The sequence below is a fragment of the Comamonas sp. genome (genome assembly GCF_009360615.1).
GTDB lineage: Bacteria > Pseudomonadota > Gammaproteobacteria > Burkholderiales > Burkholderiaceae_C > Comamonas.
On sequence record NZ_SPEY01000121.1, the window covers coordinates 1 to 14957 of the forward strand.

18 protein-coding genes are annotated in these 14957 nt (G+C 66.7%); 2 read left to right on the plus strand and 16 right to left on the minus strand.

The window, feature by feature from the left end; all coding sequences use genetic code 11:
* A partial coding sequence (locus E2583_RS24315; protein WP_291599476.1) for an SDR family oxidoreductase occupies positions 1 to 395 on the plus strand: 395 nt, incomplete at its 5' end.
* A 71-nt stretch (positions 396 to 466) separates the two neighbouring features.
* Here E2583_RS24315 and E2583_RS24320 read toward each other — a convergent pair.
* The 14 genes from E2583_RS24320 to gspG all read right to left on the minus strand — a co-directional run bounded on the left by E2583_RS24320 (position 467) and on the right by gspG (position 13085).
* Positions 467 to 1123: a glutathione S-transferase family protein gene (locus E2583_RS24320; RefSeq protein ID WP_043003597.1), complete on the minus strand. Its 657-nt coding sequence runs from the start codon at positions 1121 to 1123 to the stop codon at positions 467 to 469.
* 93 nt (positions 1124 to 1216) lie between these two features.
* The gene (locus E2583_RS24325) at positions 1217 to 1906 is read right to left on the minus strand and encodes a YafY family protein (RefSeq protein ID WP_039049554.1); all 690 of its coding nucleotides are present in this window, start codon (positions 1904 to 1906) and stop codon (positions 1217 to 1219) included.
* A 116-nt stretch (positions 1907 to 2022) separates the two neighbouring features.
* Entirely contained in the window at positions 2023 to 3027 is a 1005-nt protein-coding gene (locus E2583_RS24330) for an LLM class flavin-dependent oxidoreductase (RefSeq protein ID WP_291599479.1), read from the minus strand.
* 45 nt (positions 3028 to 3072) lie between these two features.
* Entirely contained in the window at positions 3073 to 3357 is a 285-nt protein-coding gene (locus E2583_RS24335; protein WP_291599480.1) for a hypothetical protein, read from the minus strand.
* A 142-nt stretch (positions 3358 to 3499) separates the two neighbouring features.
* Positions 3500 to 4861, minus strand: coding sequence for an ATPase, T2SS/T4P/T4SS family (locus E2583_RS24340; protein ID WP_291599481.1), 1362 nt, complete (start codon positions 4859 to 4861; stop codon positions 3500 to 3502).
* A 13-nt stretch (positions 4862 to 4874) separates the two neighbouring features.
* A complete protein-coding gene (gene gspD, locus E2583_RS24345; RefSeq protein WP_291599484.1) occupies positions 4875 to 7250 on the minus strand; it encodes a type II secretion system secretin GspD in 2376 nt (791 codons plus the stop codon).
* 3 nt (positions 7251 to 7253) lie between these two features.
* On the minus strand, positions 7254 to 8084 hold the full coding sequence (gspN, locus tag E2583_RS24350; protein WP_291599485.1) for a type II secretion system protein N: 831 nt from the start codon (positions 8082 to 8084) through the stop codon (positions 7254 to 7256).
* A gap of 8 nt (positions 8085 to 8092) precedes the next feature.
* Positions 8093 to 8635, minus strand: coding sequence for a type II secretion system protein GspM (gene gspM, locus E2583_RS24355; RefSeq protein WP_291599487.1), 543 nt, complete (start codon positions 8633 to 8635; stop codon positions 8093 to 8095).
* Positions 8632 to 9858, minus strand: a complete 1227-nt coding sequence (gspL, locus tag E2583_RS24360) for a type II secretion system protein GspL (RefSeq protein WP_291599488.1) — start codon at positions 9856 to 9858, stop codon at positions 8632 to 8634. Before gspL ends, gspM begins: the two co-directional genes overlap by 4 nt.
* Before the next feature lie 44 nt (positions 9859 to 9902).
* Positions 9903 to 10973 carry a type II secretion system minor pseudopilin GspK gene (gspK, locus tag E2583_RS24365; protein ID WP_291599490.1) on the minus strand — a complete coding sequence of 357 codons (1071 nt, stop codon included), beginning with the start codon at positions 10971 to 10973 and terminating at the stop codon, positions 9903 to 9905.
* Positions 10970 to 11662 (minus strand): prepilin-type N-terminal cleavage/methylation domain-containing protein, encoded by a 693-nt coding sequence (locus E2583_RS24370; RefSeq protein WP_291599491.1) that lies wholly within the window; start codon positions 11660 to 11662, stop codon positions 10970 to 10972. The genes gspK and E2583_RS24370 overlap by 4 nt, the downstream gene beginning before the upstream one ends.
* Positions 11663 to 11665: 3 nt before the next feature.
* Positions 11666 to 12031, minus strand: coding sequence for a type II secretion system minor pseudopilin GspI (gene gspI, locus E2583_RS24375; protein WP_291599493.1), 366 nt, complete (start codon positions 12029 to 12031; stop codon positions 11666 to 11668).
* Positions 12028 to 12468 (minus strand): prepilin-type N-terminal cleavage/methylation domain-containing protein, encoded by a 441-nt coding sequence (locus E2583_RS24380; protein WP_291599494.1) that lies wholly within the window; start codon positions 12466 to 12468, stop codon positions 12028 to 12030. The genes gspI and E2583_RS24380 overlap by 4 nt, the downstream gene beginning before the upstream one ends.
* A 164-nt stretch (positions 12469 to 12632) precedes the next feature.
* Entirely contained in the window at positions 12633 to 13085 is a 453-nt protein-coding gene (gspG, locus tag E2583_RS24385; RefSeq protein ID WP_291599496.1) for a type II secretion system major pseudopilin GspG, read from the minus strand.
* Positions 13086 to 13131: 46 nt separating this feature from the next.
* Here gspG and E2583_RS24390 point away from each other — a divergent pair, with 46 nt between their 5' ends.
* A complete protein-coding gene (locus E2583_RS24390; protein WP_291599498.1) occupies positions 13132 to 13602 on the plus strand; it encodes a general secretion pathway protein C in 471 nt (156 codons plus the stop codon).
* On the opposite strand, the gene E2583_RS24395 is transcribed toward E2583_RS24390, so the two are convergent.
* Together E2583_RS24395 and E2583_RS24400 are read right to left on the minus strand one after the other, a co-directional pair.
* Complete coding sequence (locus E2583_RS24395) at positions 13595 to 14158, minus strand: histidine phosphatase family protein (protein WP_291599499.1); 564 nt, start codon at positions 14156 to 14158, stop codon at positions 13595 to 13597. The two genes, E2583_RS24390 and E2583_RS24395, sit on opposite strands and share 8 nt — an antisense overlap.
* The coding region (locus E2583_RS24400) for an adenosylcobinamide-GDP ribazoletransferase (protein ID WP_291599501.1) at positions 14155 to 14957 on the minus strand (803 nt) is incomplete at its 5' end. The genes E2583_RS24400 and E2583_RS24395, both read right to left, overlap by 4 nt.

Below are 14957 nucleotides of genomic sequence, written 5' to 3' on the forward strand. Positions count from 1 at the left end.
ATGCCTGCAAATACCAGATCGCCGCCATGCTGCAGGGCGGCGGCGGCTCCATCATCAATATGGCGTCCATCCTCGGTGCCGTGGGCTTTGCCAACTCGGCGGCCTATACGGCCGCCAAGCATGGCGTGCTGGGACTGACCAAGGCCGCAGCGCTCGAATACTCCGCCCGGGGCGTGCGCGTCAACGCCGTGGGGCCGGGATTCATCCAGACCCCCATGATCAGCGGTCTGGAGCAGGACCGGGCCACGCATGCGGCGCTGGTGGCGGCCCATCCCATGGGACGCCTGGGCCAACCCGAGGAGATCGCCGAGCTGGTGGCCTGGCTGGCCAGTGACCGCGCGTCGTTTGTCACGGGCGCTTATTACCCGGTCGACGGCGGTTACCTCGCGCGCTGAGCGGTCTGCAGCAGTTTGCTATAGGTTTTGTTGGCCCTGTGCTTGACTGGCAAGCGCTGCGGGTCCAAACCTTAAACAACTGGCGCCATGGCGGCGGCCTGCATATCGCCGTCGATCTCGTCGGCGCGCACCGAGGCTGCACGCTGCAGCAGCGGCGTGGCATAGGCCTCGAATTCGGGTCGCCTGGGCAAGCTGCCGTCCATCATGCTCCAGCCGATATAGCTGGCCAGATACAGATCGGCGGCCGTGAAGTGGTCGCCGCAGACATAGCGTTTGCCGGCCACCGCATGCAGCAAGGTGTTCAATACATCGTCAAAGCGGCCAAAGCCTGCGCTTATGGCCTGCTGATGAGTTTGCGATTGCAGCCAGCCTTCGTTGCGGGCGGTTGTGACGGCCTCCACCGGCCCGGCGACAAAGAACAGCCAGCGAAAGTAGCTGGCGCGCTCCGGGCTGCCCATCGCCGGGGCCAGTCTTTTCTCGGGGAAAAGCTCGGCCAGATAGGCGAGGATGGCTCCGGTCTCGGTGACCACGGCATCGCCATGCTGCAGCGCCGGGACCTTGCCCATGGGGTTGATTGACAGGTACTCGGGCGACTTCATCTCGGGCCCGAATTCCAGCTCAACGGTTTCATAGTCGGCACCGCATTCCTCCAGCATCCAGCGCACCATGCGGGCGCGTGATCTGGGGTTGCTGAAAAAGCGCAGCTTGGGCTGTTGAGGTGTGGACATTGCGGCTCTCCTTGGCGGGCTGTTGGGACATGGCAAAAACGCCATGCAGCCAATGTAGGAGCGGGGGCTGACAGTTTCTGTCAGCAGCGCCGTTCAATCCAGCGTGTAGCCGGTTTCGTCCAGCCAGCGCTGTATCAGCACCTGGCGTCGCTGCGGATAGCGTTCTCCGAGATCCTCCAGCGCGTCCACGCGGTCGGCGCGAAAGTGGCGAAAGGCCTGGCGCAACTCGCACCAGGCCGAGACCACGCGGCTGCGCTCGAAGTAGGCCATGGCAAACGGCCAGACCCGGCGCTGGCTCGGTACGCCGTGCTGGTCCCGGTAGTGCAGCACGACCTTGTGTTCGGCGCGGATGGCGCGGCGCAGCGCGGCCTGCCAGGGCTCGGGCGGCGGGTCGTTCTGCATATTGGGAACCAGCAGGCCGCTGGTGTCGACGGCAATGCGCAGCTCCAGTGGCAATGCCGAACGGATGCGGTCCATGGCGGCGGTGGCGGCCTGGGCCAGTTGCGGATCGGCCTGCAGGCTGGCCCAGCGAGCGCCCAGCAGCAGGGCCTCCAGCTCGTCGGCGTTGAACATCAGCGGCGGCAGCAGAAAGCCGGGCCGCATCTCGAAGCCTATGCCGGGGTCGCCCAGGATGTCGGCGCCCTGAGTGCGCAAGGTGGCGATATCGCGGTACAGCGTGCGCAGGCTGATGCCCAGCGCCTGGGCCAGCTCTGGCCCGGTCTGCGGCTGACGGGCGCGGCGCAGCGTATCCAGCAATTGCAGCAGGCGGGCGGAGCGGCTCATGGGCAAACTTCGGAGGTGAACGACCCAGGAGTTTGGCATGCTCTCACGCGCTCAACGCCGGTTTGTCCTTATCCCTGCGCGTTCTCCGCCTGCGCAGCGCGAGCGGCCAGGACCGCTCAGGCGGCGTTCATGGCGCCAGCCGTGATCTCCAGGCTGCGCAGGCGCCGCTCGGCGTCATAGACATCGCTGACGATCATGAATTCATCGGCCTGGGTCTCGTCGGCCAGATTCTGCAGTCCCTGGCGCACGGTATCCGGGCCGCCGATGACGCCCACGGCCAGAAAATCGGCAATCGCCGCCTGGGCGCGCCCATCCAGCTGCTCCCAGAAGTCCGGTATCGGGGGCATGAGGCGGGTGCGGTTGCCGGTCAGAATGCCGAGCACGCGCTGATAGGTGCTGCTGGCCAGAAACCGGGCCTCTTCATCGCTGGGGGCTGCAATCACGGGCACGCCGACAATCGCGTAAGGCCTGGCCAGCGTGGCGCTGGGCTTGAAGGTCTGACGGTAGATGGCCAGGGCCTGGTGCAGCATGCGCGGGGCAAAGTGCGAGGCAAAGGCATAGGGCAGACCCATGTGCGCAGCCAGTTGGGCCGAGAACAGGCTGGAGCCCAGCAGCCAGATAGGAACGTGGGTGCCGGCACCGGGCATGGCGATGATGCGGGCTCCATCCTGGTGATCGCCCAGCAGGCGCTGCAGCTCCTGGACGTCGCGCGGGAAGTCCTCCTCGGTCTCCACGCGGTCGCGGCGCAGGGCGCGCATGGTCGCTGCGTCGGTGCCCGGCGCGCGGCCCAGGCCCAGGTCGATGCGGCCCGGGTAGAGTTCGGCCAGGGTGCCGAAGGCCTCGGCCACCACCAGCGGTGCATGGTTGGGCAGCATGATGCCGCCCGATCCCACACGAATCTTCTGCGTGGCACCGGCGATGTGACCGATCAGCACGGCCGTGGCCGAACTCGCAATGCCCGGCATGTTGTGGTGCTCCGCCAGCCAGTAGCGGGTGAAGCCGAGCTTTTCAGCCTGCTGCGCGGTGCGCACGGCAATCTGCAGGGCATCGGCCACCGTTCCGCCTTCGCGCACGGCGACCAGGTCCAGCATGGACAGCTTGACGTTGTTCAGGGATTTCATGGCGATAGATCCATTGGGTTGGGATGGCTTGCCGAGATTGCGGGGTCAGCGCCTGCGGCCGATTTCACGTCCGAAAACAATGCCGACCAGAACCCCCCAGGCCAACAGCACGGCGGCCATGGCGTAATAGGTGCTGCCGGCCTGCATGGCGAATACCGAGCCCAGCAAGGCCACCAGCGCCGCCATGCGGATCACGCGGCGCAACTGGTCCACGGGCAGGCGGGCCTTGAGGTTGAACAGCACGGCGAGGCTGATGAGAGCCAGGGCGATCAGCAGCAGAAACAGATCGCCGCCATGGGGCTGGACGGAGGTGCGAAGGTTTTCAAGCATGACAACGATTCTGGCAAAGGCTCAATGACCGGTGCTGAACGAGGCCATGCCTAAATAGCCCGCCAGGTCGCAGGCCGATTGCGCGGGGTGGCTGGGAGCGGGGCCGGCGTTGCGGTGCCGGCACCAGTGAGTCGCGGGCCACTCAGTCCCGCGTGACGCGCATGACTTCGGCTTGCGTGGTGACGCCTTCGCGCACCAGGCGTTCGCCATCCTCGCGCATCAGCTGCATGCCGGCGGCCATGGCGGTCTCGCGGATTTCGGCCTCGCTGGCCCCGCGATGGATCTGGGCACGGATGGCGTCGTCCACGACCAGCAGCTCGAAGATGCCGGTGCGGCCGCGGTAGCCGCTGGGCTCGCTCTGGTCGACCTTGCGTACCAGGCGCTGTGCCAGCACTCCCAGCAGCGAGGAAGACAGCAAGAAGGGCTCGACCCCCATATCGATCAGGCGGGTGACGGCACTGGGCGCATCATTGGTGTGCAGCGTGGCCAGCACCAGGTGGCCTGTCAGCGAAGCCTGGATGGCGATCTGCGCCGTTTCGAAGTCGCGGATCTCGCCGATCATGATCACATCCGGATCCTGGCGCAGCAAGGCGCGCAAGGCCTTGGCAAACGTCAGCTCGATCTTGGCGTTGACCTGGGTCTGGCCGACGCCGGCCAGCTCATATTCGATGGGGTCTTCCACCGTCATGATGTTGCTGTGGCTGGCGTCCATGCGCTGCAGCGCGGCATAGAGCGTGGTCGTCTTGCCCGAACCCGTGGGCCCGGTTACCAGCACGATGCCGTGCGGCTGTGCTGTCAGATGGGTGAAGCGCCGGAGCGTCTCGCCGCCCATGCCCACGGCTTGCAGGCTGAGCTTGCTCTCGCTCTTGTCCAGCAGACGCAGCACGGCGCGCTCGCCGTGGGCACTGGGAAGGGTGGAGACGCGCACGTCGATGGCCCGCGTGCCCAGACGCAGGCTGATGCGCCCGTCCTGGGGCAGGCGTTTCTCGGCAATGTCCAGGTCGGCCATGATCTTCAGGCGGCTGATCAGGGCGGCGTGCAGGGCTCGGTTGGGCTGCACCACCTCGCGCAGGTCGCCGTCCACGCGAAAGCGCACGCTGGAGTGGCGCTCATAGGGCTCGATATGGATGTCCGAGGCACCGTCGCGCGCTGCCTGTGTGAGCAGTGCGTTGAGCATGCGGATGATGGGGGCATCGTCGGCGGTTTCCAGCAAGTCCTCCACGGCGGGAAGCTCCTGCATCATGCGCGTCAGATCGGCATCGGATTCGACCTCGCTGACCACCATGGCGGCGCTGGAGTCGCTTTGCGCATAGGCCGCGCTGATGCGATGGGCGAGCGCGCCGCTGTCCAGCAGTTGCCAGCGCTGCACCGCATGCTTGCGCTGCACTTCGGCGATGGCCGCCCAGTCGGGTTGCGGTCCATGCCAGAGCACAGGCTCCTGGCCGTCATCCTCGATCAGCAGCTGGCTGCTGCGGGCAAAGCCGTAGGGCAGGGGATAGCGCATGCCGGGCCTTTGCTTACAGGGTACCCGCCGGCAGGGGGGCGGGCGTCACGGTCACGGGCTGGCCGTCCACCGTGGGCTGGCCCGGGCGGGTGAAATCCACGATCTCGGGCTTGGCGCCTGGCACAATGACCACATTGGCTGCCGGCACCGGCGCTGCGCCGCTGGAGGCGGGCAGCAAGGGCGCGGAGCCGACGTTGCGCATCAGCAGATTGGGGTCGGGCTGCACGGTTTGCTGCATGCCGCGGATGGACTCATACCGGTCCTGCGAGAGCTGGCTGGTGGAGTTGGCGTCCCGCAGGACGGTGGGGCGCAGAAACACCATGAGATTGGTCTTCTTGCGCGCTCGGCTGGTGTTGCGGAACAGATTGCCCAGCAAGGGGATGTCGCCCAGCAGCGGCACGCGCTCCTGGCTCTGGCTGTATTCATCGGCAATCAGGCCTCCAAGCACCACGATGGCGCCGTCCTCGACCAGTACATTCGACTCGATGGAGCGCTTGGTGGTGGTGGCACCCGACTGTGCATTCGCCGTTCCCTGCTTGACGGCCGAGTTCTCCTGGTAGACGGCCATCTTGATGGTGCCGTTCTCGTTGATCTGCGGACGGATCTTGAGCAGCGTGCCCACGTCCTTGCGCTCGTAGGTGGTGAAGGGGTTGACCGCCCCTCCGGTGCCCGTGGTGTTGGTGTAGGAGCCGGTGGGGAAGGGGACGTTCTCGCCCACCATGATGCTGGCTTCCTCGTTGTCCAGCGTCATCAGGTTGGGCGTGGACAGAATGTTCGTGTCGCCGTCCCCCTGCATCAGATTGACCAGTGCGCCCAGGCTGGTGTTGCCGTTGACGCTCTGCGTGATGCCCAGATTCATGCCCTTCATGCTACCGATCGCCGAGGCCTGGCTGTCGGTGAGGGGCGTGCCGTTGACCAGATTGCCCACGGCACCCGACAGTCCGAAGATGTTGGAGATGCCGCTGATGGACGTGCCGTTGCCGAGCACGCCCAGCACGCGGCCGTTGTTGCGGATCACCGAGCTCCACTGCACGCCCAGCTGGGCGGCCTTGTCGGCGGAGACTTCGACAATCAGCGCCTCGATCAGCACCTGGGCACGGCGGCCGTCGAGCTTGTCGATGACGGTACGCAGCTGGCGGTACAGGGGGCCGGGGGCCGTGATGATCAGCGAGTTGGTCGTCGGATCGGCCTGGATCATGCCGCCCGTGGAAGGTTGCTGGGCGGTGCCGAAGCGGGAGCTGGGGCCGCTGTTGCCGCCGCCCAGCCCCATGGTGGCGCTGCCGTCCGTGCCACGGGAAATCACGGGCTGGGCGCTGGCCGCGCCGGAATTCGAGCCGGCGGCTGGCGTCATGCCCTGCTGGCCGCCCAGGGCCGTGCTGGCGCTGGTCTGGGCGTTGATGGCGGCGCGCAGCGTGGCCGCCAGCGACACAGCGTCGGCGTTCTTCAGATACACCACATGGATGTTGCCGTCGTCGCCATTGCCCGTCATGGCCGGCTGGTCCAGACGCGCGATCAGCGAACGGATCTGCGACAGCTTGGCGGGGTTGGCGGCACGGATCAGCACCGAGTTGCTGCGCGGCTCGGCCAATATGGAGGTGCGGAAACTGGTATCCGACTGACCTGAGGCGGCAGCGCCGGCTCCGGCCTGGATCACGCCGCCGGCGGTGGCCGAGCCCCCTTCCATCAGGCGGTTGACCAGAGCCACCATATCGGCGGCCACGGCATGGCGCAGCGCGATGACTTCCACATCGGTGGCATTGGAGACATCGGTGCTGGCGATGATGCGCGAGATGCGCTGCAGGTTGTCCGCGTAGTCGGTGATGATCAGCGAGTTGTTGCCGGGGTTGACGTTGATGGTGTTGTTGGGGCTGATCAGCGGCCGCAGCACGGGCACCAGGTTGTTGGCGTTCTCGTAGTTGAGCTTGAAGATCTGCGTGACGATCTGTCCCCCGCCGCCCTGGCTGCCGCGTGCGCCCTGGCCGATGGCGACCTCGCTGGCCTGCAGCTTGGCATCGGCTTCGGGAATCACCTTGAACAGGCCCGCCGACTCCGTCACCGTGAAGCCCTGCATGCGCAGCGCCGCCAGATACTGCTGGTAGGCCGTGGCCGGCGAAACGGCCTTGTCGGTCAGCAGGGTGATCTGGCCCTTGACACGCGGATCCACCACCACGTTGCGATTGGTGATGGCAGCCATGGCGCGCGACACGGCTTCGATGTCGGCATTGGTGAAGTTCAGCGTGACCGGCTCGCCGGGTCGCAAACTAGGAGTGGCATTCGCCTGTCCGCTCTGGTTTTGAGCATGAGCAGGTGCTGAAAGGCAGACGGCAAGCGAGGCAACAGCGATCGAATGCAGTGTGTTTTGCCAGGCGGTGCGTGAATGCTGAGTCATGGGTCAACCAAAGGTGATGATGGAGCGCGCACCCTGGCGGCGCCCCAGAATGTTGAGCAAATTCGACAGGGCGGCTTCGCGTTCTGGGCTGGCAGAGGCTTCACCCGTGAAGTGCAGGCGCGAGCCCACCCATTGACCCTGCCCGCTGAGCTGCAGGTCGCCGCCGAGCGTGCTCAGGTTCAGCTGGGCATTGTCTCCTCCCAGGATGTCGAGGCGGTAGCTGCCCAGGGGCTTGAGCGGGGACAGCCTCGACGATACGGCCAGGGCTTCGAGCCGCGTCAGGCCCTGGCTGGTGGCCCGTCCGGCACGGTATTGCAGCGACAGTCCGACGGTGGACAGGCGCAGCTGGCCCTGCAGGGCCACGGTGTTCCAGGGCGTGCCCAGGCCGGCCAGCATGTCGGCAGGCAGCTGCAGCACGCTGTCCTTGAAGCGCACCGTCATGGTGTTCCATCCCGGATGCAACTGTGCCAGTATCGGCGTGTCCGTGCAGCAGGCGCTGTGCAGGCTGATGCTGGCGCCGCCGAGGCCGGGCTGCAGTGTCCAGTTCAGGCGTGTAGGCAGGCTGCTCTGGTCCTGGCTGTCCTTGCCGCCGGTCAGCACCAGTCTGGCCGAGCCGTGCCAGAGCGTGCCGCGCGGCTCCTGCAGCTGTATCTGGTTGGCGCTGAGCGATTGCACGCCGGCGGCCAGCCAGGCGGCCGGCGCCTGGACCAGCACCGTCAGCAGGGCGCCCATCAAGGCTCCGCCCGCAGCCCAGCGGCCGGGCGAACGCGCATCCCCCGCCTCGCGCGGTCTGCGCGAGGCCTGGCTGACGGGACGTGGGCGGGACAGGTTCATGGCCGGGCTCAGTTCGGTGCGCCGATGCTGCCGGGCAGATCGAGCAGCAGATTGCCGCTCCAGCGCGTGACGGCCGCGCCATCGGCGGTGTCGCCGAGGATGCGGTTGAGCTTCATTTCGGCCACCGAAGCATGGCTGTTGTCGCGCACCTGACCCAGCCAGCGGGCCAGGGCGGGCGCGGCGACATTTGTCAGGCTGACCTGGGCACGGTTGCCCAGCCACTGCAACTGGGCGCTGTTGCCCAGCTCGGTCTTGAGCGACTGTTCCAGCTGGGCTCGTGCATCGGTGCCGCTGCCCTGCGGTTGCTGGCGCAGCAGCTCGGCCTGGGCCTGCATCTGCAGCATGTTCTGCAGCTCGAGCTCTGCTGCCGCATGGCGCGCAGGGGCGGTGCGCAGACTGTGCAGCGCCGGTGCCAATGCCAGCCACCAGAGCAGGGCGAGCAGTACGACGCTGGCGGCGAGCAGCAGCAGATTCTGTTCGCGCGGAGCCAGGGAGCTCCAGCGCTGGCGCAACGGCGCCAATGGGGTTTTCAGGGCATATTTCTGCGTCATGGCTGAGCCTTCGCACTGAGAACCAGGTCTGCGGCTTCGCGCTGCAGCCGATAGCCGCCGGCCTCCAGACTCTGCTGTGCATCGCTCAGCGCCTCGGGGCTCAGGTCCAGGCCCGAGATGCGCAGCTGCCGGTCCTGATATTGCAGGCTTCTGGCGTTCTGAACGCCCTGGATGCCGGCGCTGGCAGCCAGCAGGGCCTCGAGATCGCCGGGCGACAGGGCGCCGGAGTTGCTGCGCAGCAACTCCAGTTCGCGCTGCATCTGCACCGGGGCATCAATGACCACGGGCACGTGCGGGAAGGTGGTCTGCAGCACTTGCTTGGCCTGTTGCTGGCGCAGTGCGATGGCGCGATTTTCCTTGACGGCCCAGGCATTGAGGCCGATCAGCTGGGCCACGATGGCAATGCCTGCGGCCCAGCGCGCAGCGCGCCATTGCGGGGCTTTGGCAAAGCCATGCCAGGCATCGAGCAGGCGGCGTCTGGCGCGGGTGCCGCCACCCAGGTCCAGGTCGAACTGGGCCAGATCGCCGGCATAGCCATGGCTCTGCAGCAGCCGCTGGGCGGCCGTGAAGATGGTGACCGGGCGCTGCAGGGCCTCCGCAATGCGTGCCAGATGGGGCTCGGCCAGCACCGGCAGGTCCTCGGGCAGGCGCGCCAGCAGGGACTGGAGCAGGCTGGCATCCGCTTTCTGGGGAAGGGCGACGAGGCCGGTCTGTGCATCCAGCCCGGTGATACTGAGCTGGGGCTGCAGGCCGTCGCCCGACAGCAACAGCTGCGGATGGCTGCTGGGCCACTGCTCGGGCACCAGGCGGCTGGCGGCATGGCCGTGGTGCTCCAGAGCCTGAAGATGGGATTGCAGCCAGCTCTTGTCACAGGCCGCCACCCAGCAGGACTGTCCAGCGACCGGGCCAGCGTCCAGAGCCAGATGCAGAGCGGCCGGCTCGTCGAGCAGCTTTTCCTCCAGCAAACCTTCAAGCACGGCGCGCAGGCGCTGCTGGCGGCGGCCTTGCAGATTCAGGCCCGGAGGCAGGGTGACGCGGTGCCAGGACAGCTGGGCGGCCGGGATGACGGCGGTGACCTGGGTCGTGCGGCCTGTGGCCGGCAGCAGCGACGCCGCAGCCTGACCGCTGCGCTGAACGCTTTGGCCATCATCGCTGAGGACGTAGAGATATTCCGTGGCGAAGTTGGCGGGCTTCGCCGACAGCTGTATTAGCAATGTGCTCATGGGGAAGATGCAGCATTCTAGGGGGTCAGTGTGACATCGGGGTGTCAGTGCCTGGCAATTGAGGGCATCCCCCAGTCTGCATGCTCCTGCCACAAGGTATTGACGCTCATGTCCTTGCGCTGGAGCAGCGAACGTTGACTCAAGACATTTTCCCCGAGCCGCAGACGACCGCGGGCCTCGAAATAGCTGGTGGTCACGGAGTGCGTGGCACTGCTGAAGACGCCGGTCAGGCCGATGGCCGCAGCGGCAGCGCTCAGGGACTTGAAAGGCGAGGCGTCGCGCAGTTGCACCAGCTGGTTGGCGCGAGCCCAGTCCAGATTCTCGGTGCTGGCCCAGAGAACCTCGGCACTGGCCGTGTTGATGTTGACCAGGGTGCGCTCGGGCAGCAGCGTTACATAGGGCTCGATGCGCGCGATGACCCGTGGATCGACGCCCAGCCAGCCCAGCTGTCCGACCGTGCGCGGCATCAGCGGCGCGGACTGGCTCTTGCCGCGCATGGCTTGCTGCAAGGCCGTGGCGATCTGCATGACGGAGCTGCCGGGCAGACCCAGGCGTTCGAACAGGCGCTGATAAGGCTTGAGGTTTTCCTCCTTCACGCTCGAATCGGCTCCGCTGAGCAGATTGCGCAGATTCAGTCGCGACTGCAGATCCACCATCTCTCCCGAGAGAAATGCGTCCTGCATGCCGGCAAGGCCGTCGTCCACCTGGCTGACATTGTTTTTCGCAGCCAGGAATGTCGACAGGCGCGCTTCCTGCAGCGGCACGGCCCAGGGCTCGCCCAGATGGTCGACCGGGTTGCTGCGGTTGGCACGCGAGTCTTCCTGCAGCACCACGCGCGACCAATCGAGCGCGCCCAGCAGCAACCAGTTGGCCTGCACGCGATTGCGCTCCGCGGTCTCGATTTCCACATCGCGCCACTGTTGCCAGAGCGCGGCCGAGGCCAGGGTGGCGACCAGCACCACCGTCAGCATGGCCGCCAGCAGCGCTGCGCCGCTCTGGCGCGCACGTCTGACACTGGCGCGCCCCAAGCCGCAAACCCCGAACAGGGGCTGCCGCACAGCGATGGGGCGGTCCCCCAGGGGGGAGGGTGCGAAGCGGCTCGGGGGGGATTTCATGATCGTGAGTTGGAGCGCAGCGGGTTGACCCAGTCCACTGTCATCAGGCCGTAGAGAGCGCGGCCGGGTGGCAGGGTCAGCTCGATGCGTATGCCGTCAGGCACCGTGGGCAGCACGGCATTGCCATCGCTGCCGACGCCGCTGCCGTCATCGCCGCCCTGATCGCTGGACTGCGGGTTGGTCCAGGCATTGCTGCGGTAGTAGTAGACACGCCAGAGATCGAGCGGTATCAGCACGGTTTCGCGGCGCATCTGGTCGCTGGAGGGATTGCGGCCCCATTGGCCCGCCTGGTTCCAGGCATCGTTCCATTCGCTGGCCGTGCGCGCGGGCAGCGATTGCCAGCGCACCCATTGGGGCCGTCCATCCACATTGCGACGGCTCCAGGCCACGACGAGCGCTCCGTTGTCGATGGCGGCGCTGGTCTTGCGTGTCAGGCGCAGCACCTGGCCGTCCCAGTCCAGCACCTGTCGTCCCTGCAGCGGCATCAGGGCGTTGAGGTCGGCATTCCACTGGGCCAGCACGGTCTGCATGACGGCGTGCTGCTCGCCTTGCTCGCGCGTCACCTCCTGCGTGCGCAGCATGCCGTCGATGCCGCGCCAGCTCATGAGGGACAGCAGGGCCATGGCGGCCAGGGCAACCAGCAGCTCGATCAGCGTGAAGCCTTTGTCTTTCTTGCGCATGCTGCCCATGGTTCAGTATCGGCCGACGATGGTGGAGACGCGCAGCACCGCTGTCGCTTCGGAAAATACCTGCGCGTCCACGCGCCTGAAGCTGGGGTTGGGCGTGGGACGCACGCTGAGCTGTACCTGCATCTGCCGGCCGGCCTGCTGGCATTGGATGGTGGAGTCGCCGACCGCCGGCATCTGGTTGAACAGGCGCAGCCGCACCAGCTCGTTCTGCGCGCAGAGCTGGGCCAGGATGACCTCGGACTGGCGCTGGGCATTGCGCGTCAGGGCGCTGCTCGCCTGGAGGCCGGCCAGCAGGGTGACTCCGACGATGCCGACCGCGACCAGCACTTCGATCAGCGTGAAGCCGCGTTGCTGCAGGGCGGGCCTCATGGCGCCACCTGCAGGCTTTGAATGCTGAACGGGCGCAGCCCATCGGTGGCCAGGCGCAGCGGCGCCGAGCGGCTGCCGGGCAGCGACAGCGTAATGCTCTGCCTCGGAATCAGCGGCTCCGGCCCCAGCACCACGGGCGTGGCGGGTTGCACCACCACGGCTGTCTGCAGCCATTGCGTGGGCATCTTGACGTTGGCCGGAAGGCCCTCGAAGCGAAAGCCCTGCGGCAGGGGCCGCCAGACCACCAGCGTGCCGTTGGTGCGGGCCTGGGCGCGTGCCGACTCCAGCAGCGTGGCCAGGCGCTGGGCTTCGCGCTCGAGCTGCTGCTCCCCGCTGTCGCGCATGGCAAGGCTCACACCCGCCGTCGCCAGCGCCATGATGGAAATCACCACCAGCAACTCCAGCAAGGTAAAGCCAGCATGTGTGAGGCGACGCATGAGAGGTACTTGACTCTGCAGTTATGCGTTGATGGGGCAAGTGGCTAAGCGGTGGGCGGGCTTTGTCGCCAGGCCGCCCCAAGGCAAAAGTCGGTGAATGCCGGTCGGTGCCCCCTTGGGGGGCAGCGACCACAGGCAGTGAGGGAACATGGGGGCTTTAACGCTCATTGCCAGGAGCCGATATCCGCATCCTTGCCTTCGCCGCCGGCCTTGCCGTCAGCGCCAAAGGACATGATGTCGATGGGGCCCTTCACTCCGGGATTCAGATATTGATAGGGATTGCCCCAGGGATCATTGGGCAGCTTTTCCAGGTACGGCTTCCAGTTTTGAGGTGCCGGGCCGGTGGTGGGCTTGGCCACCAGCGCCTGCAAACCCTGCTCTGCTGTCGGGTAGCGCTGGTTGTCCAGGCGGTAGAGCTTGAGTGCCTGATTGATATTGGCGATATCGGTCTTGGCGGCGGTCACGCGGGCATCGTCGGCGCGATCCAGCACATTGGGCACGATCAGGGCCGCCAGCACGCCGATGATGACCAGCACCACCATCAATTCGATGAGGGTAAAGCCGCGCGATGCGGCGTGGCGAATAGCAGACAGCGGATGGCGACAGTTGGTGCTCATGGAGGACTGTAGGAAAAATGCAGTATTGCGCCATCATAATCGTCGAATGCGAACGCAATCTTTCAACCCAGGCCAAGGCATTTCCATGCGGGTCAAGCTCGCCACCATGCTGCTGTGGGCGATTGCCGCCGCGGTGGTGGTGTTCTGGACACTCCGGTTCGTCGGGCGCGCCAGTGAGCCTTTACCCTCGGTCGTGCCTGCGCAGCCGCTGCAGGCCAATCCCCAGGCCATGGCCAAGGCTTTGGGTGCGGTCGCTGCGCCCACCGCCGCCGTGGCCGCTCCGGTGGCCAGCCGCTATGCGCTGCTGGGGGTGCTGGCCGGCCATGAAACCGGTGGCGGTGCTGCCGTGATTGCTGTGGAAGGCAAGGGCAGCAAGGCCGTGCGCGTGGGTGAAGCCGTGGAGGAGGGGGTGATTCTGCAATCCCTGGCGGCGCGCGAAGCGCGACTGGGCCCCGCCAACGGGCCGACCAGCATGGTGCTGCAACTGCCCAGGCCGCCCATGGCGTCATTCAACTGAGTTCAAGCCGCAGCCACTGTCCATAGGCGGGTGCCGGCAAGGTCCATTCATGGCTTTGCGGCAGCTGGCGGCCATGTTGCAGCAGCCATTGCGCGCAGCGCGCCACGCCCGCATGGCAGATCCAGACCATGTGCTCGCTGTCGCCGGCGGCGGCGTCTTGCAGCGCCTCATGGACGCGCTGCAGCATGTCTGCCAGGGATTCGCCCTCGCCGGGTGCGTGCAGCGCCAGATCCTGCGCCCAGGCACCGACGGCGGCTTCGCCGATGTCATTCCAGCGCACGCCTTCCCAGTGGCCGAAATCCATTTCCAGCAATCTGCCGTCGGGGGTGGAGGCGAAATCGGGTTCCAGTGCCTGCAGATCCAGCGCCAGCTGCCTGCATCTCTTTAGCGGCGAATGGCGGATCTGCAGCTGGCCATGCAGGGGCATCAGAGATGGCAGCAAGTCCAGTGCGGCCTGCCTGGTGGCTTGTGCATCGGCGGCGACATCGAGGCGGCCATAACAGCGCTCGGTGTCGATCAAGGGGCGCGCGTGGCGCACCAGCCATAGTGTTTTCATGCCTGCAACTGGCGCAGATAGATGCAGCTGGCGAGCAGCAGCGCCAGTTCATTGAGCTGCTGGCAAGCGCCCAGGCAATCGCCCGTCATGCCGCCCAGACGCTTGCGCAGCCAGCGCTGCAGCAGCCAGGTGGTGACCAGCATGGCCGCCAGCAGGCTGGGAACAAAGCTCCAGACGCCGAGCCAGCCCAGCAGGCCCAGTGCCGGCAGGCACCAGAGGCCGCCGGTCAGCAGCCCTTGCCAGCCCAGTTGCTGGCCCGCGATATGCAGGGTCTTGCTGCTCGCGGCCAGGCCGACATGGGGCAGGCTGTGCATCAGCACCAGCGGCGCAAAGCGTGACAGCACGTGAATGCAGCACACGAGGATTAGCACCGGCCCCGGCCCCCAGAACGGCTGCATCACGGACAGCAGCAGGGCGATCAGCACCACCTTGGTCAGCAGGGACATGAGCAGGGCCATCACGCCATAGGCACCGATGCGCGAGTCCTTCATGATCTCCAGCGCGCGCACGGGCGGGACCAGGCCGCCCAGGCCGTCCGCGACATCGGCCAGGCCGTCCTCATGGAAACCGCCGGTCAGCCAGAGCGTGCCGGCGGTGCTGATGAGCGCCGCCGCCAGCGCAGACCAGGGACTTGCCGGCAGCAGCCAGAGCAGCAGGCCCAGCAGCAGCGCGGCCCACAGGCCCACCAGCCAGCCCACGCCCGGCAGATGTGCGGCGCTGGCACGCTGCATCTCGGGGCTCCAGCCCACCCAGGCCGCCAGACGTCCGGCCACGGGGATGCGGCTGAAGAACTGGACGG

Excerpts from the sequence above, each read along its gene's own strand:
- E2583_RS24380 (WP_291599494.1), bottom strand. The coding sequence starts at position 12,468 with ATGCGTCGCCTCACACATGCTGGCTTTACCTTGCTGGAGTTGCTGGTG.
- gspN (WP_291599485.1), bottom strand. The coding sequence starts at position 8,084 with ATGAACCTGTCCCGCCCACGTCCCGTCAGCCAGGCCTCGCGCAGACCG.
- gspG (WP_291599496.1), bottom strand. The coding sequence starts at position 13,085 with ATGAGCACCAACTGTCGCCATCCGCTGTCTGCTATTCGCCACGCCGCA.
- gspL (WP_291599488.1), bottom strand. The coding sequence starts at position 9,858 with ATGAGCACATTGCTAATACAGCTGTCGGCGAAGCCCGCCAACTTCGCC.
- E2583_RS24395 (WP_291599499.1), bottom strand. The coding sequence starts at position 14,158 with ATGAAAACACTATGGCTGGTGCGCCACGCGCGCCCCTTGATCGACACC.
- E2583_RS24340 (WP_291599481.1), bottom strand. The coding sequence starts at position 4,861 with ATGCGCTATCCCCTGCCCTACGGCTTTGCCCGCAGCAGCCAGCTGCTG.
- E2583_RS24320 (WP_043003597.1), bottom strand. The coding sequence starts at position 1,123 with ATGTCCACACCTCAACAGCCCAAGCTGCGCTTTTTCAGCAACCCCAGA.
- E2583_RS24330 (WP_291599479.1), bottom strand. The coding sequence starts at position 3,027 with ATGAAATCCCTGAACAACGTCAAGCTGTCCATGCTGGACCTGGTCGCC.
- gspD (WP_291599484.1), bottom strand. The coding sequence starts at position 7,250 with ATGACTCAGCATTCACGCACCGCCTGGCAAAACACACTGCATTCGATC.
- gspK (WP_291599490.1), bottom strand. The coding sequence starts at position 10,973 with ATGAAATCCCCCCCGAGCCGCTTCGCACCCTCCCCCCTGGGGGACCGC.
- gspM (WP_291599487.1), bottom strand. The coding sequence starts at position 8,635 with ATGACGCAGAAATATGCCCTGAAAACCCCATTGGCGCCGTTGCGCCAG.
- E2583_RS24335 (WP_291599480.1), bottom strand. The coding sequence starts at position 3,357 with ATGCTTGAAAACCTTCGCACCTCCGTCCAGCCCCATGGCGGCGATCTG.
- E2583_RS24370 (WP_291599491.1), bottom strand. The coding sequence starts at position 11,662 with ATGGGCAGCATGCGCAAGAAAGACAAAGGCTTCACGCTGATCGAGCTG.
- E2583_RS24325 (WP_039049554.1), bottom strand. The coding sequence starts at position 1,906 with ATGAGCCGCTCCGCCCGCCTGCTGCAATTGCTGGATACGCTGCGCCGC.
- gspI (WP_291599493.1), bottom strand. The coding sequence starts at position 12,031 with ATGAGGCCCGCCCTGCAGCAACGCGGCTTCACGCTGATCGAAGTGCTG.
- E2583_RS24390 (WP_291599498.1), top strand. The coding sequence starts at position 13,132 with ATGCGAACGCAATCTTTCAACCCAGGCCAAGGCATTTCCATGCGGGTC.